Origin of the sequence: Ventrimonas sp. (assembly GCF_048380235.1) — a bacterium.
Taxonomy (GTDB): Bacteria; Bacillota; Clostridia; order Lachnospirales; family Lachnospiraceae; genus Brotaphodocola.
In genome coordinates, this window is the sequence record NZ_DBFCCJ010000010.1 from 19,427 (window position 1) to 40,309 (window position 20,883).

Here is a 20,883-nt window from a genome sequence, read left to right on the forward strand (position 1 = left end):
GGTATGGAAGTGCTTACCAGCATTTTAAATTTTTTTGACACCGTTTTGTGGAGCAGCCCGTTAATTTATATTTCCATTTTTGTTGGACTTCTCTATACTGTTGGCTTAAAGGGATTTCAAGTTCGATACTTAAAACAAATGGTGAATAGCGTTTTTGAAAAGAGTGCAGATAGTGAATCCTCCACATCATTTGAAGCATTTGCTTTGACTGTTGCGGCAAGAGTTGGAACGGGAAACATCGTCGGAGTTGCAACTGCAATTGCAGCAGGTGGCCCTGGTGCAGTATTCTGGATGTGGGTTATGGCAATTCTGGGAGCGGCAACATCTTTTGCAGAAAATACGTTAGCTCAGGTGTATAAAGAAAAGGTTGACGGAATGTATCGGGGTGGTACTTCATTTTTTGTAAAAAAGGGACTTGGCCTGGGATGGTTTGGAACCGTATTTGCATTTTGCAGCCTTTTGAATTGTGGCATTTTGCATACAACACAGCCGAACTCCATTGCTGATGCAATGTATAATGCTTTTGGTGTTCCACACTGGATTGTGGGAGTTATCATGGTAATTATAGCTGCAATTATCATTTCAGGTGGCTTAAAAAGTATTATTCGATTTACATCAAAAATTGTACCGATCATGTGCCTTCTGTACCTGGGAGTTACTTTAATTGTACTTGGCGTTAATATCACTAAAATTCCGGCAGTATTTGCGCTTATTTTTAAAAGTGCATTTGGTAAAGATGCAATTTTTGGTGGTATGGTGGGATCAGCAATTGCATATGGTATCAAGAGAGGTGTCTATTCAAGTGAAGCAGGTATGGGAACTACACCTCAAGCAGCAGCAATTGCGGGAGTATCTCACCCGGCAAAGGTTGGTTTGACACAGGCTTTATCCGTATATGTTGATACATTACTGGTTTGTACCGCAACAGCCTTAATGATTTTACTTGCCGGTACATATAATGTAACAGATGCGGCGGGGAGTGTATTGTATGAAGGTATTAGCGGAGTCAATGCTGGTGTTGGTTTTACACAGGGAGCACTGGATTCTGTAATTCATGGTTTCGGTTATCCAATGATAGCGGTTATGCTGGCATTATTTTCATTTACGACATTAGTAGGCTGCTTTAATATTTCTGAATCTGATTTGATTTATATGTTCAAGGGATATTCAAAAAGTAAGACTGCACAGATTTTGTTCAAAATATGGTTTTTGATTCCAATCTTTATTGGATGTATTTCAAGTACAGAATTTGCATGGTTGTGTGCGGATATTGGAACTGGAGCATCTTGTTGGGTTACGTTAATTGCAGTAATTTTTATGTTCCCAATTGTGAGAAAAGTTTGGAACGATTATGAAAAACAATTTAAGGATGGAAAGGATCCTATTTTCCGACCAGACAACTGCGGCATAAAAAATGCTGATCTCTGGAATGAAATAGCAAATGAATATGAAAAGAAACTGAAATAAGAAGACTACCGCATACCAATTTGGTATGCGGTAGTTCTTTTTTTAAGGTTTTTTGAAAATGGCCATGTCCGGAAAAGAAAACGCAGCGGGTGTGATAGAGTGTAATGCATCAAAGGATTTCGTAAATAGTTTGATTTGTGATTGGTTTTGCGTTGTTTGCTTTTACGGAACAGGAATCTTTTCATCCGTTCATATGGATAATGCAGAGAACGAAGGTTTTATTGCAGAAAAGAAAAAATTACGGGATGAAAAGAATCAGTAAAGGCAGGCAGACAGAAGTATGGCATAGGAGGAAGACTGTAGGCCGGATAGGTTCATACTTATAAGTGTTGCAGATAATACTTATAAGTAAAAACTATAAATGTTGATAAGCGAAAAAAAGTACATATTCCTCGACTAAAAATTAACAAAACAAAATTCTGAAAAATACGAACAAATTCCAGTGAAATTCCGGCAGAAACCAGATTCCAAACTATCCGGGAAATGTGTCGAATACAACATGTTTTTTTACAAAAACAAGAGGCGGTTTCCTTCTGCTAACATTGTTTACGGATTAACAAAAATTCTGGTCAAAAACTGTGAATCTGCTCTGTTTTTCAGGAAAAGCCGATAGTTACATTGTATACAATATGTAATTTTTGATTGTCTGGAATCGCGAATTATGCTATACTGACCGTGATGGCAAAACGAGAGATTTTGTCGATAGCAAGTTGAAAATGTATAGAAAGAGGGTAAAGGAAAATGGGATTGGCTACATTTAAAGGCGGCGTTCACCCTTACGAGGGCAAAGAACTGTCCGAGAACAAGCCGGTACAGGTCCTGATGCCGAAGGGAGATCTGGTGTTCCCGATGTCACAGGGAATCGGCGCACCGGCGAACCCGCTGGTAAAGAAGGGCGACAGAGTCCTGGCTGGTCAGATCATCGGTGAAGCAGGCGGATTTATTTCTGCAAACGTAATCTGCTCCGTATCCGGTACTGTCAAAGCAGTAGAGCCGAGACGTGTTGCCAGCGGCGGCATGGTAAATTCCGTTGTAGTTGAAAACGATGGACAGTATGAAGCAGTAGAAGGCATGGGTGCAGACCGTGACCCGGCTACTCTGTCCAAACAGGAGATCCGCGATATCGTAAAAGCAGCTGGTATCGTAGGTATGGGCGGCGCTGGTTTCCCGACCAACGTAAAGCTCTCTCCGAAGAACGAAGATGCAATTGAATACATTCTGATTAATGGTGCAGAGTGTGAGCCGTATCTGACATCTGACTATCGCTGCATGATGGAAGATCCGGAAAAGATCATCGGCGGTCTGAAGGTTGTTCTGCAGCTCTTTGACAAGGCTAAGGGTGTGATCGGTATCGAGAACAACAAGCCGGAAGCAATCAAAAAGCTGAAAGAGTTAGTAAAAGATGAGCCGCGTATCGAGGTATGTGAGCTGCTTACCAAGTATCCGCAGGGTGGTGAGCGTTCCTTAATCTACGCTGTTACCGGCAGATCTGTAAATTCCTCCATGCTTCCAGCAGACGCAGGCTGCATCGTGGACAACATTGGTACTGTGATCGCTATTTATGATGCAGTATGCAAGACCACTCCTCTGATCGAGCGTGTATTCACCGTAACCGGTGACGCGATCGCAGATCCGAGAAACTTCCGTATTAAGATCGGAACCAACACCCAGGAACTGATCGAGGCAGCAGGCGGCTTCAAGTCCGAGCCGGAGAAGGTTATTTCCGGTGGTCCTATGATGGGCTTTGCTATGTTCGATTTAGACGTTCCGGTCATCAAGACCAACGGTTCCGTCCTGTGCATGACCAAAGACCAGGTGGCAGCAAGCGTGGAGACTCCGTGTATCCGCTGCGGTAAGTGCGTAAGCGCATGCCCGAGCCACATTGTTCCGGTTATGATGATGAAAGCAGCATTAAAGGGCGACTGCGATACCTTTGAGAAACTCAATGGTATGGAGTGTATGGAGTGCGGAAGCTGTACCTTCGTATGTCCGGCTAAACGTCCTCTGACCCAGGCTTTCAAGGAAATGAGAAAAACGGTTGCAGCAAACCGCAGAAAAAAAGCACAGGGGGGAAAGTAAACCATGGCTAAATTATTTAACGTATCCTCATCCCCGCATGTGCGGAGCGAGGAAACAACCCGCAGCATCATGATGGACGTGGCAATTGCCATGCTGCCGGCCACCGCTTTCGGTGTCTTCCAGTTCGGCCTGCATGCCCTGCTCGTTATCATTGCTACCGTATTTGCCTGTGTAGTCAGCGAGTACGTATTTGAGAAAGTAACCAAGAGAACCGTGACCATCAGTGATTTCAGTGCCGTTGTAACCGGTATGATCCTGGCATTAAACTGTCCGTCTGAGATTCCGTTATGGATCCCGATGCTGGGCGGTGTGTTCGCAATCGTGATCGTAAAACAGATCTACGGCGGCCTTGGCCAGAACTTCATGAACCCGGCACTGGCAGCAAGATGCTTCCTGCTGATCTCCTTCGCAGGCAAGATGTCTTCCTTCACTCTGGATGGCGTAACCACCGCTACTCCTCTGAACGTGATGAAGACTGCATGGAAGGCCGGCGAGTCCAATCTGGGCGTAGACCTTATGGCTATGTTCATCGGTAAGATCCCTGGAACCATCGGTGAGGTTTCTGTAGTAGCCCTGTTAATCGGCGCTGCTTACCTGGTATTTAAGAAAGTCATTTCCCTGCGCATTCCGTTAACCTACATCGTAACGGTCGCAGTATTCGTATTCATCTTCGGCAGACAGGATCTGAACTTTGTTCTGGCTCATATCTGCGGCGGCGGACTGATCTTCGGTGCATTCTTCATGGCAACCGACTATGTAACCAGCCCGATCACCCCGAAGGGACAGATCGTATTTGGTATTCTGCTTGGCGTGCTGACCGGAACATTCCGTCTGTTCGGTGGTTCCGCAGAGGGTGTTTCCTACGCAATCATCATTAGCAACCTGATGGTTCCGCTGATTGAGCGCTATACCCTTCCGGTGGCATTTGGAAAGGAGGGCAAAAAGGCATGAGTAAAGGTGGATTTATGAAGGATGCCGTAATCCTGTGTGCCATTACCCTTGTGGCAGGTGCATGTCTGGGCGGCGTTTATGAAATGACGAAGGATCCGATCGCTGCAGCAAACCAGGCAGCGAAAGAAGCTGCTTACCGTACCGTATTCCCAGATGCGGCTGGTTTTGAGGCTGCAGACCTTGCAGACAAGCTTCCTGCAGCAAATGAGACTATCGCAACCCTCGGATATGGCAATGTGTCTGTGGATGAGGCTGTTGAGGCAACCGATGCTTCCGGTTCTGTTGCAGGATACGTAGTTACCGCTACTTCCAATGACGGTTACGGCGGTGCTGTTACCGTTTCTGTAGGTATCCAGTCTGACGGTACTGTAAATGGTATCGAATTCCTGACCCTGGCTGAGACTGCTGGTCTTGGTATGAATGCTCAGAAGCCTGAGTGGAAAGGTCAGTTTGCAGGCAAGAAGGCAGATGTGTTCTCCGTTACCAAAGACGGTGCATCTTCCGATGATCAGATCAACGCAATCAGTGGTGCGACCATCACTTCAAAAGCAGTCACTGGTGCGGTGAATGCGGCAGTTTATTTTGTAGATAACTGCCTGGCACAGTAGGAGGTAGGAAGTCATGAATAAATGTATCGAACGTTTATACAACGGTATTATTAAAGAAAACCCGACCTTCGTCCTGATGCTTGGTATGTGTCCGACCCTGGCAGTAACCACCACCGCGATCAATGGTATCGGTATGGGACTGTCCACCACGGCGGTTCTGGTTTTCTCTAACCTTATTATTTCCGCACTGCGGAAGATTATTCCGGATCGTGTACGTATTCCGGCATACATCGTAATCGTAGCATCCCTGGTTACCATCGTTCAGCTGCTTTTACAGGCATATGTACCGAGCCTGTACAGCGCACTGGGTATCTACATCCCGCTGATCGTTGTTAACTGTATCATCCTGGGCCGTGCAGAGGCATATGCAGCAAAGAACGGCCCGATCGAGTCCGCATTCGATGGTATCGGTATGGGCCTTGGTTTCACCGTAGGTTTAACCTGCATCGCAATCGTGCGTGAGCTCATTGGCGGTGGTTCCTTCTTCGGCATGGAGATCATTCCGGAGGACTTCCACGTAACCATCATCGGCCTGGCACCGGGTGCATTCTTTGTACTGGCCTGCCTGACCGCACTGCAGAACAAATTCAAAGCTCCGAGTGCAACCAACGGTTCCGTACCGCAGTCCACACTGGCATGCGGCGGCAACTGCGCAGCATGCAGCGGTTCTGCATGTTCCTCTAACCACTCTGTCCTGGAAGAGAAAAAGGCAGAAGAGCTGAAGAAGGCAGAAGAGGCCAAGAAGGCGGCAGCTGCAGCAGCTCTGGCTAAGAAGCAGGCAGCAGAGGCAGCTAAGGCAGCAGCCGAGGCTGAAAAGAAAGACGAATAGGAGGGACAGGTTAGATGAAAGAGTTAATTTTAATTATTGTCGGATCTGCTCTGGTTAACAACATCATCCTGAGCCAGTTCCAGGGCCTGTGTCCGTTCCTTGGTGTTTCCAAGAAGGTTGACACCTCCATTGGTATGGGTGCAGCCGTTATCTTCGTAATTACGCTGGCAAGTATTGCTACGAACCTTGTATACGCTCTGGTGCTGGTTCCGCTGCACCTGGAGTATTTACAGACGATTGCCTTCATTCTGGTAATTGCAGCACTGGTACAGTTCGTTGAGATGTTCTTAAAGAAGAGCATGCCGAGCCTGTATTCTGCGCTGGGTGTATTCCTTCCGCTGATTACGACCAACTGTGCAGTTCTGGGTTCTGCCCTGACCAACGTACAGAAGGGTTATAACTTCATTTTCAGTGTAGCAAACGGACTTGGTACTGCGGTTGGTTTTACCGTCGCAATCGTACTGCTGGCAAGCATTCGTGAGAGTATTGAAGACAATGATATCCCATATAATTTCCAGGGTTCTCCGATCGTACTGATTACCTCTGGTCTGATGGCGATTGCCTTCATGGGCTTCTCCGGACTGATTTAATGGGAGGTAACAGAATATGACAGGTTTGCTTTTAGCGGCAGTTGTCATCGGCGCCATCGGTATCATTATCGGTGTGCTGCTGGGAATTGCCAGTGAGAAGTTTAAGGTTGAGGTTGACGAAAAAGAAATTCTGGTGCGTGCAGAACTTCCGGGCAACAACTGTGGCGGTTGTGGCTTCCCGGGATGTGACGGTTTGGCTGCAGCAATCGCTGCAGGCACCGCTCCGGTTAACGGATGTCCGGTCGGCGGCGCTCCGGTAGCAGACAAGATCGCTGCGATCATGGGTGTTGAGAGCGGCAGCTCCGAAAAGAAGGTAGCTTTCGTAAAATGTAAAGGTACCTGCGACAAGACAAACGTAAAGTACAATTACTATGGAATTACCGATTGTTCCATGGTAACCGTAGCACCGGGTTCCGGCGAGAAGGCTTGTGCTTACGGCTGTATGGGCTATGGCTCCTGCGTGAAGGCATGTCAGTTTGACGCAATCCATGTAGTAGACGGTGTTGCAGTCGTTGACAAAGAGAAGTGCGTAGCCTGCGGCAAGTGCGTAGCTACCTGCCCGAAGGGCTTGATCGAGCTTGTTCCTTACAAGGCAGAGCATCTTGTACAGTGCTCTTCCCACGACAAGGGACCGGCTGTCAAGAAAGTCTGCACCGCTGGCTGTATCGGATGTACCCTGTGCACCAAGCAGTGTGAGTTCGATGCTATTCATATGGAGAATAATGTGGCAGTCATCGATTACGAGAAGTGCACCAACTGCGGCAAGTGCGCAGCAAAGTGCCCGGCAAAGGTAATCCAGTAAGCTGCGGCGAATAGGTAACATGAATTCATGGAAGCTGTTTTCATTGCATAGTATGCAGTGAAAACAGCTTTTTTTTATTAGAAAAAGTTTGATGGCTTATCAGAATTTTGCGAAAATGAATAGCAAATAATAAGAATAAGTGATAGAATATAATTATCGTTTTAAAGTTGCAAAACTTTTTATTAAAAGGAGGGATTTTATGAATTTGGAGAAGCTATTTCATCTCAAGGAGAACCACACAGATGTCAGGACGGAAGTAATGGCCGGTATAACCACATTTATGACCATGGCCTATATCCTGGCCGTTAACCCGAGCATCCTAAGCGCGTCCGGCATGGACAGTGGCGCGGTGTTCACGGCAACCGCCCTTGCGTCTGCGATCGCAACTCTGCTTATGGCAGCACTTTCCAACTATCCGTTCGTACTGGCACCCGGCATGGGACTGAATGCCTATTTTGCCTATACGGTTGTTCTTTCCATGGGATACACCTGGGAGATGGCACTGGCAGCCGTATTTGTGGAAGGTATCATCTTCCTGGCTCTGTCCCTGACCAACGTGCGTGAGCAGATCTTCAACTCTATTCCGATGAACTTAAAGTATGCGGTATCCGCAGGTATCGGCCTGTTTATCGCGTTCATTGGTCTGCAGAATGCCCACATTGTAGTGGACAGCGCGACTCTGGTTGGAATGTACTCCTTCAAGGCATCCGTTGCAAACGGTATGTTCTCCAGCGAAGGCATCACCGTGCTGCTGGCACTCATCGGTGTTCTGATCACCGGCGTACTTTTAGTAAAAGGCGTAAAGGGCAACATTCTCTGGGGCATCCTGATCACCTGGGCACTTGGTATTGTATGCCAGCTGACCGGACTGTACCAGATCAATCCTGAGGCCGGATTCTACAGCCTGCTTCCGGATTTCTCCAACGGAATTTCCATTCCGAGCCTGGCACCGACCTTCATGAAGATGGACTTCAGCCGTGTGGCTTCCCTGGATTTCCTGGTAGTCATGTTCGCGTTCCTGTTCGTAGATATGTTTGATACCCTGGGAACCCTCATCGGCGTGGCATCCAAGGCCAACATGCTGGATGCGCAGGGGCATCTGCCGCGTATCCGCGGTGCGCTGCTTTCCGACTCTGTTGGTACCGCAGTCGGCGCTGTTCTTGGTACTTCCACCACTACTACTTTCGTTGAGAGTGCGTCTGGCGTGGCAGAGGGCGGAAGAACCGGTTTAACCGCAGTGGTAGCAGCAATTCTGTTCGCTCTGTCCCTGTTCCTGTCCCCAATCTTCCTGGCTATCCCGTCCTTTGCAACGGCACCGGCCCTGATCGTGGTAGGATTTTTGATGCTGACCTCTATCCTTAAGGTAAACTTCGAGGATTATACCGAGGCAATCCCGGCTTATGTGGCAGTGATCGCAATGCCGTTTATGTACAGCATCTCTGAGGGAATCGCAATGGGAATCATCTCCTATGTCGTGATTAACCTGGTAACCGAAAAGGCAAAAGAAAAGCATATTACGCCGCTGATGTATGTGCTGGCGGTGCTGTTTGTACTCAAGTATATTCTGCTGTAAAAATTTGAGTTACAAAGCTAAATAAAGGTCCGGAAGTGAAAGAGACCGCCTTCCTCTATTTTCACATATCGTTGTTTGCTTGCTCTCGCTAACACGCGTTCGCCTGTGTCGGATTAACATCCGCCACATTCGGACGTGTGTGCTCAAGATGCAAACACCTGATATGCTGAAAATCCCGGAAAGCGATCTCATTCACTTCCTGCTGTATTGGCTTCGCTACAAAAAATAATAGCTACAGGCTATATTAACTCTGCCATAAAAAAACGCAGCCAGAACGCTACTATCGTATAAAAGCCAGATTACAGGCTTTCGTCAGCAACGTTCTGGCTGCGTTTATTATCGTAGAATAACCAATACAGCAGAAGGTTCTGTATGGTCTGACTGAAACTTCGGACCTTATGTGGTTATGTCTCAATATTGCAATATGCTGAATGATGTTGTTTTTTGCCATCACTCTTGTGGTTTTAAGTTGTTTTGAAAATTATATAATGTTGCAGGTTTTAGTCGTTCAGTTTTCAGTTCTCCAGAAGCTTTAACTCAATTTTAGTCCCATTCGGAAGGGAAAACCAGTGGTCATTGATTGTTGTGGTTGGATATGCCTTAATCTTTTCCATAGTTTCCTCTACAGAGTCTACGGCGATGGAAATGTGGTCGTAGCCATTCTGACCGTCTGGCTTGACGGTTTCCACCTCGCAGAGCTGGATTCCTTCCTTATACCAGCATTTGCGGGCCGGTTTCTCGCCGATTTCTCTCCACATATGCATCTCAAATACATCTTCAAAAAATTTCTGGGTGTCCTCATAAGAAGTGGTGCGGATCGCCGCATGATCGATTTTTGCCATAATTCAGAATCTCCTGTTTTTTTCTTTAACAATAGCGTATTTCATGGAAAAAGGCAAATATAAATTCCCATATGATTCCTATTTAGACTTTGTTATAATATAACGAGTACAAGAGAGCCAGAAGCGTGCTTGTACGGTTATGGCAAACGACGAGGCAATCGAGTGACAACGTCACGGGAACGAGAATTCTGTTTGGGAGAAAAGATGGTGGAACGGGAAATAAATTGGGAGTGGACAGACAGCGCGGTGGAGATGATCCCTTTTGGTCTGCTGACTGGTTTTTATGGTAAAAAGGAAATCCGTATCACAAAGCTGGCAGAGGAGGGCTTTTGCTTTCGAAGTGCGGAGAAGTTTTGCGGTTTGGAGAAGTCATTCCGTTTTTGTTTTTATGATTTGAGGCAGAGCCGGTATCGGGAAATTCCGGTGATCCCTGTTGCCTGGCGGACAGAGCAGAAAACAGAATTTTTCACCAGCTATGCGGTGGCAGTACAGCAGGAAGACTACCGGAAAGCGGTGCGTGCGCTGTTTTGCCAGTATGACCGTTATATCCGTCTGAAGCTGGAGGAGGATGACAGTGATCTGGCAGAGCAGATGACCGGGTATCCGGCAAAAGAGGATGATCTGTTTGCGGATTCTTTTCAGGAACAGATGGTGGAATGGTTTGGAACGGAATGTATGGAGCGGGAAGAAATAAAACAGGAGAGGGTGAAGCAAGCCGGGAAAGATTCAGAAATTTTGCAGTCAGACGCAAATCGAACAGAACCGGAGCTGGCGCTGGAACTGGATCATCCGCGGGCATACACACTGTTTTTACAGAAGAGTGGAGAAGAATTTCTGGAAGACTATCAGGAACGTTATCCGGTTTTTCGGGACTGGCTTCAGGGCAGGAATGTGAATCGGTTTTATATTGGGAATGCCTTCTGCCACCTGCTTTTTCCGGAAACAGAACAGCTTTTTGCGTTGCTTGAAAAGGCAGAAAAGGAGTTGCTGCAGGTCACTTTTACCTTTTCTTATGTGCGGGAATATCAGCTGGTACAGACGGAGAAACTGTTGGAAAAACTGAGTCAGTGGTGCCGGAAAGAGAACAGAAAACTGGAAATTGAGGTCAATGACTGGGCAATGGCAGACATGCTGAAAAGTGATTTTCCGGAGCTGATCCCATGCTATGGAAGATTGTTAAACAAGCGGAAAAAAGATCCGCGTATGGCATATAAAAAGGGCAATGTAAAGCTTTTGCAGGAAAACAATCTCAATGCGAAGTTTTACCTGGAGTATCTGGAGCAGGAATTTGGTATCCGGTGTTTTGAGTGGGAAAGCTGCGGCTATGCGCAGAAATTCCCGGAACCGGCTGCCGGCCGGAGTGTGGAACATCATCTGCATCTGCCGTTTTACCAGATGAATACCTCGCAATACTGCACGTTGTATGCGGGGAGTGTGTTCGGGGACCGGGGCAGGCAGCAGCTTGTGACCGGCTGCGACCGGAGATGTGAATGGCAGACCTATCTGTATCCGCGCCATCTGGATATGGTGGGGCGTTATAATTCTTTGTTTGGAAAGGATCCTGAGATTCTCATGCGCACCGGGATCGCACCATATGATGCAGAAAAGACAAAGGAATTTTGCAGGGAAAATCAAGTAAAAAGGCTGGTGCTACCATGTTGGATGTAAGAATGAAAATTGTAGCGGGTCTTGGCTCTGTGGATGAATATATCCGTTTTTGCAAAGCAGGTGCAGATGAATTTTTTGCAGGGTATGTGCCTTATGAATGGAATAAAAAATATGGGACAGTCCTGCCTTTGAATCGACGGGAGGTTTTTTGCAGCAATGTACAGCTTGGCTCCCTTTCTGAGCTGGAAATCCTGGCAGGAATGATCCGAAAATATGACAAACCTGTGCATCTGACCTTCAATGCATTGTATTATATTCCGGAGCAGTACCCGGAAATCGCAGATATCATCCGCAGATGCATGAGCCTGGGATTTACCAGCTTTATTCTGGCAGATCCGGCATTGATGGAGTATCTGAATGAGCAGAAAATAATCTGTGAGATTCACCTGAGCGGTGAAATCGGTGAGGTGAACAGCCGAATGCTTTCTGTCTTTCGAAAGTATCCGGTTCAGCGCCTGATCTTTCACCGGAAGAATAGTTTTTCTGATATGGAAAGTGTGGTAAAGCATGGAAAGAATCCAGGAGATAAGGCGGGAAAACGCGAGAGGGTGATAACCGAATATGAAGCCTTTGTGATGAATGAGCTCTGTCATTTCAGCGGTGCATTCTGCAATTCCCTTCATTGTGATGAGCTTGGATATCTGTGTCGGGTGCCCTATCGTCTGGGACAGGAGGCGGATTGCCCTGGAAAACAGAAACGGTTTACCGAAGAGATTCCGGAGCGGCTGCCCTACGATGAGGAGGGCTATCTCTGCGGCGCCACCGGCTGCGGCCTATGCGCCCTGTATCAGCTTCAGAGGGCAGGGATTACCCATTTAAAATTAGTTGGCCGTGGAAATTATACGGATTTCATGGAGCGCGATATCAGAAATCTGCGAAAAGCCCTGAAAATTCTGGAGCAGTGTGATTCAGAAGAAATGTATCAGAAAATAATGAAGCAGACCCTGTTTTCAAAAGGATGCAGCGGAAACTGTTATTACCGGGAGAGCATGGCTCACAGATAAAATTCTATCTCTTTGGCGTTAGGCACATTGTGAAAGCGATGTCAAGTCTTGAATGAGAATAATCTCTGCTATATAATGAGAATCCAATAAGAATAATATGCAGAAACTGGAAATCAAACTGCAAATCTAATGAACAGGTGAGGAATATGAACAGGAAGAATTTTGAAACAGTATTAGAACAGTACATGGGACGTCTGGCCGGACTTGAGCAGGCAGATGACAGTGATCAGGTCTACAAATGGCGTGCTGTGGGCTGCTTTAAGCGGTTTTGGAATCTGGATGCGGCAGACTTTGCCGGTATGTTTGAAAAAGCCATGCGGGAGGCCGGCAATCTTCTGGATGATGCTGCCATGCAGCCGGTAGCAGGACTTCGGATGCTTCTTGCCCGGGAAGCTGAGGTTGAATATGTGCGTGAGTGCTTCCGTTTTTTATTCAGTGATGACGGCAGTGATCTTCAGAAACGCCAGGACCGTGCAGAGTTCTTTGCAGACAAGATCAATGAACGGGTTCGTTACTACGAGCGCGGAACGAAAAAATATTTACAGACCCGGGATCATGTGATCTATTACCTGAATCTGTGGAAGCCGGAGGAAAACTATATATTTGACGCAGTTTCCGCTGCAGGCTGGGCTGCCTGTGCTGAGTATGACGGTGATTTCAGCAGCAAGAATTTCTCGCTGGCCAGCTATTACCAGATGTGTGATGAGCTTCTCGACGCGATTCGTGAGAATGAGGAGCTGACCGGTCTTTACAGTGGGCTGTTTGAAGAAGAGCTGGATGGTTACGAGGATCAGCTTCATATTCTGGTTTACGATATCATGGACTGCGCAAGCCTGTATCGTTATTATGCAGGTATGGATATCCGTAAGATCCCATCCCGGGAGCGTACAAAGACAGCAGAAGCCAAGGCTGCTCAGGAGAAGCTGGCCCAGGAGATCGCATTAAAGGAGAAGCGCCTGAAAGAATTGCAGGACAAGCCGGTCAGTCTGCCGGATGTTGTGGGAAAGCAGGTACGCCATAAGACTTATGGTGTCGGTGTAGTCCAGTCAAATGATAACGGAACCCTGCTGGTGCATTTTGAAAAAGCGGATAAGAAATTCAAATATCCGTCGGTATTTACCCAGGGCTTTCTGAGCTTTGCAGGTGAGGAGACCCAGACCGGAGAGATGGCAGAATTTGAGGCAGATCAAAAGAAAAAAGCTGCTTTGGAAAAAGAAATCACACAGCTGAAAAAATCACTGAAAAGTATTACGGTATAGAGTATGTGACAGAAAAACAAGGGCAGGTACCTGGAAAAATCAGGTGCCTGCCCTTTTGCGCTTATAGCAGTCCCAGGGCCAGCCGATCAGGCAGATCAGACCGAATGTGGCTGCAGTCAGGGCGAAGGTGGAAAGCCGGGTCGGCATCCATTCCATTGGTTTTAATTCCACGCCGGTGGTGCGAAGAATGAGCTCTACAAAGAAGTACAGGGCAAAGCTTTGAATGGAAAAAAGAAGCATGGAGCGGCGGCCGCAAAACTGCCAGAAACGGGAAAATGCACTGTTTGATATAGCCGGAAGTGAAGCCAGCTTTGCAGTAAGAAGCAGCGCGAAAATACCGGAAAAGGCAGCACCAAAATAGTAAGGCGGTGCGGTGTAACGACAGTCGCATAAGTTTACATATTCGCTGAGCTTCGGGCCGAAAAAGAAGCTTAAGACCACGAAAAACGGGATCAGAAATCCGGTGTATGGCATCATCTTTTCCAGAAGTTTTGTCCGGTTTGTATAGTATCCGGCAATCAGAAATACAGCTGCACAAAGGGCAGAATCCAGTTTCCATGGAAGCCGTTCCATGACCGGGATCAGAGGATCTGCAAGGCGGATGCAGGTTCCGGCCAGCATCAGGGCAGTCAGGGCATAACAGCGGGTGACGATATGTTTCTGATCAAAAATACGCAGCCAGACCAGTGTATAAAGACCAGCGAAAAACAGTGCCGGCAAAAACCACAGCTGGCCGGTGTAGATCTGTTGGGGCTGCCCATAATAGAAAATCCATTTCAGAATGTGCTTCCATCCGTATTCGCTGATAGCCTGATGATAATAGGGCCGGATGGTGCAGACAGCCAACGCAGTCAGGGTGATCGCAAAATAGGGAAGGATGAGTGTCCGCCCTCTCTTTTTTATGTAATCCAGACAGGATGGATATTTTTCCGGACGGAAGGTCATGCCGGAGAGAAAGAAAAAGGCTGGCATGTGGAATGCGTAAATCCACCGGAATATGGTGTGGTGCATGGTCACAACGTGGCCCAGCACCACCAGAAACAGGGCGAAGCCCTTGGCAATATCAATGTCACTTCTTCGATTCATACTCATTGGTAAATCCCCTTATGTTTACTCATGTGATGCAGGACGCGCGCAGCTGTCCCGTTCGATCAGCTGATGTGGTACCAGGATCTTGGTGGCAGGAAGCCCCGGATTTTCAATATGGCTGATCATCTGTGCGGCGGCTTCCATGCCAAGCTGGCAGGAGTTGATGTCGATGGAAGTCAGCTGGGGGGAGGTGAGACGCGCAAACAGTGAATTATTAAAAGAAAGAATGGAAAGATCAGCCGGGATCGAAAGTCCGGTTTCCGTGCAGATGCGTTCCAGGGTCAGTGCAAGGATATCATCGCTGACAACAATGGCAGTCGGCCGGCTGGCAGACCGGAGCAGCGCATGTACCGGTGTGTCTTCCCCGGCAGTAATGGAGGGGAGCTCTACGCAGTATTCCGGTTTTGGCACAATGCCATGGCGGGTCAGTGCCAGCTGGTAGCCGTTTCGGCGGTCGGCCGAAAAAACGAGACTGTTATCTACGCCAAGGTAGGCGATTTTCCGGTGTCCGAGCTGATACAGGTATTCGGTCGCCTCATCTCCTGCCAGCAGATTATCATTATCAATGTAAATGGTCTGGTTGGCGTACTGACAGGCTTTCCCGATCAGAACATAGGGGAGTTTTTCACGGTGCAGATATTCGATCACGGGATCATTCTGCCTGGAATAGAGCAGGATAAAGCCGTCTGCCTGCCCGATGCGGGACATGGACCGGACAGCATCCAACACTTCATCCTCATCCTGACCGGTTACGATGGTGCTGATATAATGCTGATGGTTGCAGACCTGGCTGATGCCGCGGATCGCTTCCAGATAAAAGGAGTTTTCATAGACCTCACGGGCAGATACCGGAAGGATAATGCCGATGGTGCGTGTGTTTCGGGAGGCCAGATTGCTGGCCTGGAAATTTGGTTCATAGCCCAGCTCCTTCATGGCATTTCTTACTTTGCGTTTTGTTTCTTCGCTGATGGAAGGACTGTTTTTACAGGTGCGGGAAACCGTAGAGGCAGATACACCAGCCAGTGCGGCTACATCCTTGATTGTCACGGACATGATTCCAGCTTCCTTTCTACTTTTATAAAATATGGAACCGGATGGTTCGTCTGTTTTTTCTTAATTTTACGGGATTGCGGAAAAAAAGTCAATGTCAGTGCGCGAATTCATGCAAAAATTGCATAGAATTTTGCTTTAGGATGCATGGACAATACGCACAAAAACGGCGCTGAAAAGTTGTGAAAAGTGGAGAAAGCACGCCAAAAACAAAAAATAGATTGCAATCATTGTGCAAAACAATTATAGTTAATGCAAACGGTTGCATTAGTTGCGCAAACAATCTTGCAAACAGGACAGCACAGAGCGCAGGACCGGTCAGAAAAAAACATGAGGGGGATATTTTTATGAAGTGCAGCAAGATTCTTTCTCCGATGACAGGAGAGGCTGTGGGACTTGGCGAGGTTCCGGATCCGGTATTTTCCCAGAAAATTGTTGGGGATGGCATGGCAGTGATCCCGTCCGAGGGAAAACTGCTCAGTCCGGTGGACGGCGAGATCGTTTCCGTGGCGGACACAAAGCATGCGTATGGCCTGCGTACGGCAGAAGGCCTGGAGCTTTTGATCCATGTGGGTCTGGAGACGGTACATTTAAATGGGGAATGCTTTCAGGTTTTTGTAAAGCCAGGTGACAAGGTCAAGGCCGGGGACCTTCTGGCTGAGGTGGATCTGGCTTATTTAAAGGAACGCGAGATCAATCCGATCACACCGGTTCTGGTATGCGGCGGTTTTCAGGGGCAGCAGTTAAACGCTGCAGCAGGTCCGGTTCAGGCCGGTAAAACGGTACTGATGGAGCTGTCAGAGGTCACAGAGGCGACCGCAGACAACACAGAAAAAGCAGCGGTGGGCGCTGATGGGAAACCGGACAAAAAGCCGCATCTGAATTTTAACTTTGATTTTCTTCAGAAGCTTGGCAAGGTGCTGATGACGGTCATTGCGGTCATGCCGGCAGCAGGTCTTATGATCAGCCTTGGAAAGCTGGTTCAGATGGCGGGAGCAGATATGTCTGTGCTGATGACGGTTGGCAGTACGATGGAGAATATCGGCTGGGCCGTGATCAATAATCTTCATATTCTGTTTGCGGTAGCAATTGGCGGTTCCTGGGCCAAGGAACGGGCAGGCGGCGCGTTCGCGGCAATCATCACCTTTATCCTGATCAACCAGATCACCGGTTCCATTTTCGGGGTGACCTCAGCCATGCTCAGTGATCCGGAGGCCGTGACCCACACATTGTTTGGTCAGGAAATCCTGGTAAATGGATATTTTACCTCTGTGCTTGGCGCTCCGGCTCTGAATATGGGTGTGTTTGTGGGAATCATTTCCGGTTTTGCCGGAGGTGTGATCTATAACCGTTATTATAATTTCCGAAAGCTGCCGGATGCCCTGGCATTCTTTAACGGTAAACGGTTTGTGCCGATGGTCTGCATTGCCTGGTCTGTGATCATTTCCCTGATCCTGGCGCTGGTATGGCCGGTTGTACAGTCCGGAATCAATGCCTTTGGTGTGTGGATCGCGAATTCTTCCTCCACATCTCCGATCCTGGCACCATTCATCTACGGAACGCTGGAGCGTCTGCTGCTGCCATTTGGTCTGCATCATATGCTGACCATTCCGATGAACTATACCTCCTTTGGCGGCACCTACACCATTGCTACCGGTGTGAACGCAGGAAGCCAGGTATTTGGCCAGGATCCGCTGTGGCTGGCATGGGCAACAGACCTGATCAACTTTAAGAATGCGGGCGATATGGATGCCTACACGCAGCTTCTTACCACGGTAACACCGGCCCGGTTCAAGGTAGGCCAGATGATCGGAGCTACAGGACTGCTGCTTGGTATCGCTCTGGCCATGTACCGTCGTGTTGATGCCGACAAGCGTCAGAATTACCGTTCCATGTTTGTTTCTACTGTTCTGGCCGTGTTCCTGACCGGTGTAACGGAACCGCTGGAGTTTATGTTTATGTTCTGCGCACTGCCGCTCTACGTGGTTTACGCCGTACTGCAGGGCTGTGCCTTTGCCATGGCCGGTGTGATCCACCTGCGTCTCCATTCCTTTGGAAACCTGGAATTCATCACCCGTATTCCGATGTCTTTAAAAGCAGGTCTGGGTGGCGATCTCATTAACTTTGTGATCTGCGTGGTGGTATTTTTCATAATCGGCTATGTGGTTGCGTATGCCATGATCGGAAAATTCCGTTTTGCAACTCCGGGACGCCTTGGCAATTATACTGATGAGACAGCGCCGGAGGATGGAGCACAGACGACAGACCACAGTGCAGCAGGCAGGAATGGAAACAGCCAGGCAGAACGCATCATCGCGTTGCTTGGGGGAAGAGAGAATATTGTGCTGGTAGATGCCTGCATGACACGCCTTCGCGTTACGGTTAAAGATATTTCCAAAGTGGCAGAGCTTCCGGAGTGGAAGTCAGAAGGGGCGCTGGGACTGATCAAAAAAGATCAGGGAATCCAGGCTGTTTACGGACCGAAGGCTGATGTACTGAAATCCGATATCAACGATATCCTGTAATAAAACAGCTGCAGACGATCCATGGAAATCCTGTGCGGCAGAAAAAAGGGGACAGAACATGAAACTGATCACATTGAATACACATAGTCTCATTGAGGAACATTACGAGGAAAAACTGCATGCATTTGCAGAGATGGTCCGGAAAGAAAAACCGGATATTCTGGCCCTGCAGGAGGTAAATCAGCTGGCTTGTGAGGAAATCTGGCCGGATGAGGAGCTGCCGGGATTTGTGCGCTGTCGTGGCTTTTTGCTTCCTGTGCGGAGAGGAAATCATGCGGGAAGGCTTGCAGAGCTTTTAAAGGATTCCGGGCTTTCCTATTCCTGGACCTGGATCTCGGCAAAGCTGGGCTATGACCGTTACGATGAAGGCATGGCTGTCTTCAGCTTATCGCCCATCGCGGATACGGACCAGCTTCAGATCAGCCGTTCCTCTGACTATCATTACTGGAAGACCAGAAAGACGCTTGGCATCTCTACGGAGGCAGATCCGGATATCTGGTTTTACACCGTTCATATGGGATGGTGGGATGATGTAGAAGATCCGTTCACAGGACAGTGGGAACAGCTAAACCGCTGCCTGCTGGAAAAGGGCAGGCTGGAACGCGGGAAAAATGTCTGGCTTCTGGGAGATTTTAATAGCCCGTCCGCGGTGTCCGGTGAGGGATATGACTGCATCAGAAAGACCGGATGGCTGGACAGCTATTTACTGGCAGAAAAGAAGGATGACGGCGCGACCGTGGATCATGTGATCGATGGCTGGAGAGATAAGATGACAGAGGGGGAGAGCTGCCGTCTGGATTATATTTTCAGCCGGAATCCGGTCCGGATCCGTTCCAGCAGAGTGATCTGCAACGGAACGCTGTATCCGGTGGTATCCGATCATTTTGGTGTTATGATAAAACAATAAGGGAGTATTGAACATATGAACAGATCAGCAGGAATTTTACTGCCGCTCAGCAGTCTGCCGTCCAAATACGGCATCGGATGTTTTTCGAAAAGTGCTTATGAATTTGTGGACTGGCTGAAGGAGGCCGGACAGAGCTACTGGCAGATCCTTCCGCTGGGACCAACCAGCTACGGAGATTCTCCGTATCAGTCTTTCTCAACGTTTGCGGGCAATCCCTACTTTATCAGTCTGGAAGCACTGATCGAGGAAGGTGTTCTGACCGAAGAAGAATGCGATGCGGTAGATTTTGGCAGGAAAGAACGGGATATCGACTATGAAAAGCTTTATCTTGGCCGTTATCCGCTGCTTCGGAAAGCCTATGAGCGCAGCTGTATCCACGAAAATCAGGATTACCGGAACTTTGTTGCCGAAAATAACTGGTGGCTTTCGGATTATGCTCTTTTCATGGCAGTCAAGGACCGTTTTGACGGGGCAGCGTGGACCAGGTGGGCGGAGGATATCCGACTGCGCTGGGGCAATGCCATGGATTATTACCGCAGGGAGCTGTACTTCGATATTGAATTCCAGCAGTACCTGCAGTACCAGTTTTACCGCCAGTGGAACCAGCTGAAAACCTATGCCAATGAGCGGGGTATCCAGCTGATCGGAGATATTCCGATCTATGTATCCATGGACAGCGCGGATGCCTGGGCGCATCCGGAGCTGTTTCAGTTAGATAGAGACAATGTGCCCCTTGCGGTAGCCGGCTGTCCGCCGGATGGTTTCTCCGCAGACGGACAGCTCTGGGGAAATCCGCTGTACCGCTGGGACTATCACCGCGAGACCGGATATCAGTGGTGGATCTCAAGACTGGCCCATTGTTTCCGGCTTTACGATGTCGTGCGCATCGATCATTTCCGCGGCTTTGACGAGTATTATTCCATTCCTTACGGTGAAAATTCTGCCGTGAACGGACACTGGGAAAAGGGACCGGGCATTGATTTGTTCCGGAAAGTGGAGCAGGCTCTTGGCTGGAAGCAGGTCATTGCCGAGGATCTTGGGTATGTGACGGATTCGGTGCGCCGTCTGGTGCAGGAAAGCGGTTTTCCGGGCATGAAGGTGCTGGAATTTGCGTTTGATTCCAGGGATTCCGGCTGTGCCAACGACTATCTGCCGCACAACTATACAGAAAATTCCGTAGCCTACACGGGAACTCATGACAATGAGACCCTGGCCGGCTGGTGGAAGAGTATTACTCCGGAAGAACAGAAGATGGTACGGGATTATCTCTGCGACCAGTATACTCCGCAGTCGAAGCTTGGAAAATCCCTGATCGGCCTGATCCTCCGGAGCCGGTCAGCTCTCTGTGTGATCCCGATGCAGGATTATATGGGGCTGGACAACCGGAGCCGGATCAACAAGCCCTCCACGGTGGGAACCAACTGGAAATGGCGTCTGGCAGAGTCTGACCTGACAGAAGGCTTAAAGCAGGAAATCCGCAGCATGACCCTGCGCTATGGCCGGATGAACTGGTCCTGATTCCGTGTGCCGATTCAAGTCGAACGTCCGTGAGACTTGGCGCGTGATTCTGGTCAGCGAAGCTGACATATTCCTAACGGAAAACATTGGTTGAAAAAGAGGGGAAAAGCCTGTATAATTAG

At 48.4% G+C, this 20,883-nt stretch carries 17 protein-coding genes; 14 read left to right on the plus strand and 3 right to left on the minus strand.

Going from position 1 to position 20,883, the window contains the following annotated elements; genetic code table 11:
• Positions 1–3: 3 nt before the first annotated feature.
• The 8 genes from ACMP1L_RS01470 to ACMP1L_RS01505 all read left to right on the plus strand — a co-directional run bounded on the left by ACMP1L_RS01470 (position 4) and on the right by ACMP1L_RS01505 (position 8,899).
• Positions 4–1,467 carry an alanine/glycine:cation symporter family protein gene (locus ACMP1L_RS01470; RefSeq protein ID WP_373243388.1) on the plus strand — a complete coding sequence of 488 codons (1,464 nt, stop codon included), beginning with the start codon at positions 4–6 and terminating at the stop codon, positions 1,465–1,467.
• A gap of 741 nt (positions 1,468–2,208) precedes the next feature.
• Positions 2,209–3,546 carry an electron transport complex subunit RsxC gene (rsxC, locus tag ACMP1L_RS01475; protein WP_177304173.1) on the plus strand — a complete coding sequence of 446 codons (1,338 nt, stop codon included), beginning with the start codon at positions 2,209–2,211 and terminating at the stop codon, positions 3,544–3,546.
• Positions 3,547–3,549: 3 nt separating this feature from the next.
• Positions 3,550–4,497 (plus strand): RnfABCDGE type electron transport complex subunit D, encoded by a 948-nt coding sequence (locus ACMP1L_RS01480; RefSeq protein WP_118732814.1) that lies wholly within the window; start codon positions 3,550–3,552, stop codon positions 4,495–4,497.
• Positions 4,494–5,105, plus strand: a complete 612-nt coding sequence (locus ACMP1L_RS01485; RefSeq protein ID WP_118533967.1) for an RnfABCDGE type electron transport complex subunit G — start codon at positions 4,494–4,496, stop codon at positions 5,103–5,105. Before ACMP1L_RS01480 ends, ACMP1L_RS01485 begins: the two co-directional genes overlap by 4 nt.
• A 13-nt stretch (positions 5,106–5,118) precedes the next feature.
• Positions 5,119–5,934 carry an electron transport complex subunit RsxE gene (gene rsxE, locus ACMP1L_RS01490; RefSeq protein WP_118732813.1) on the plus strand — a complete coding sequence of 272 codons (816 nt, stop codon included), beginning with the start codon at positions 5,119–5,121 and terminating at the stop codon, positions 5,932–5,934.
• A 14-nt stretch (positions 5,935–5,948) separates the two neighbouring features.
• Complete coding sequence (gene rsxA / locus ACMP1L_RS01495; RefSeq protein ID WP_118533969.1) at positions 5,949–6,524, plus strand: electron transport complex subunit RsxA; 576 nt, start codon at positions 5,949–5,951, stop codon at positions 6,522–6,524.
• Between the two features lie 16 nt (positions 6,525–6,540).
• Complete coding sequence (locus ACMP1L_RS01500) at positions 6,541–7,326, plus strand: RnfABCDGE type electron transport complex subunit B (RefSeq protein ID WP_118533970.1); 786 nt, start codon at positions 6,541–6,543, stop codon at positions 7,324–7,326.
• A 199-nt stretch (positions 7,327–7,525) separates the two neighbouring features.
• Positions 7,526–8,899, plus strand: coding sequence for an NCS2 family permease (locus tag ACMP1L_RS01505; RefSeq protein WP_418451810.1), 1,374 nt, complete (start codon positions 7,526–7,528; stop codon positions 8,897–8,899).
• A gap of 515 nt (positions 8,900–9,414) precedes the next feature.
• Here ACMP1L_RS01505 and ACMP1L_RS01510 read toward each other — a convergent pair.
• On the minus strand, positions 9,415–9,741 hold the full coding sequence (locus ACMP1L_RS01510; RefSeq protein WP_418451811.1) for a VOC family protein: 327 nt from the start codon (positions 9,739–9,741) through the stop codon (positions 9,415–9,417).
• Positions 9,742–9,933: 192 nt separating this feature from the next.
• On the opposite strand from ACMP1L_RS01510, the gene ACMP1L_RS01515 reads away from it, so the two are divergent.
• The 3 genes from ACMP1L_RS01515 (at position 9,934) to ACMP1L_RS01525 (ending at position 13,672) form a co-directional block, all read left to right on the plus strand.
• Complete coding sequence (locus ACMP1L_RS01515) at positions 9,934–11,409, plus strand: hypothetical protein (protein WP_418451812.1); 1,476 nt, start codon at positions 9,934–9,936, stop codon at positions 11,407–11,409.
• 2 nt (positions 11,410–11,411) lie between these two features.
• A complete protein-coding gene (locus ACMP1L_RS01520) occupies positions 11,412–12,413 on the plus strand; it encodes a U32 family peptidase (protein ID WP_418451813.1) in 1,002 nt (333 codons plus the stop codon).
• A gap of 146 nt (positions 12,414–12,559) precedes the next feature.
• A complete protein-coding gene (locus tag ACMP1L_RS01525) occupies positions 12,560–13,672 on the plus strand; it encodes a hypothetical protein (protein ID WP_418451814.1) in 1,113 nt (370 codons plus the stop codon).
• Between the two features lie 39 nt (positions 13,673–13,711).
• Here ACMP1L_RS01525 and ACMP1L_RS01530 read toward each other — a convergent pair whose 3' ends face one another.
• Together ACMP1L_RS01530 and ACMP1L_RS01535 are read right to left on the minus strand one after the other, a co-directional pair.
• Entirely contained in the window at positions 13,712–14,764 is a 1,053-nt protein-coding gene (locus ACMP1L_RS01530) for an acyltransferase family protein (RefSeq protein ID WP_118733831.1), read from the minus strand.
• Between the two features lie 18 nt (positions 14,765–14,782).
• Positions 14,783–15,814 carry a LacI family DNA-binding transcriptional regulator gene (locus ACMP1L_RS01535; RefSeq protein ID WP_418451815.1) on the minus strand — a complete coding sequence of 344 codons (1,032 nt, stop codon included), beginning with the start codon at positions 15,812–15,814 and terminating at the stop codon, positions 14,783–14,785.
• Positions 15,815–16,158: 344 nt separating this feature from the next.
• Here ACMP1L_RS01535 and ACMP1L_RS01540 point away from each other — a divergent pair, with 344 nt between their 5' ends.
• From ACMP1L_RS01540 to malQ, 3 genes are read left to right on the plus strand one after another with little or no spacing between them, the layout of a single operon-like run.
• Positions 16,159–18,336, plus strand: a complete 2,178-nt coding sequence (locus ACMP1L_RS01540) for a PTS transporter subunit IIBC (RefSeq protein ID WP_177303759.1) — start codon at positions 16,159–16,161, stop codon at positions 18,334–18,336.
• A 58-nt stretch (positions 18,337–18,394) separates the two neighbouring features.
• Complete coding sequence (locus ACMP1L_RS01545; protein ID WP_418451816.1) at positions 18,395–19,243, plus strand: endonuclease/exonuclease/phosphatase family protein; 849 nt, start codon at positions 18,395–18,397, stop codon at positions 19,241–19,243.
• A gap of 15 nt (positions 19,244–19,258) precedes the next feature.
• Positions 19,259–20,761 carry a 4-alpha-glucanotransferase gene (malQ, locus tag ACMP1L_RS01550; RefSeq protein ID WP_177303761.1) on the plus strand — a complete coding sequence of 501 codons (1,503 nt, stop codon included), beginning with the start codon at positions 19,259–19,261 and terminating at the stop codon, positions 20,759–20,761.
• The last annotated feature ends 122 nt before the right edge of the window (positions 20,762–20,883 follow it).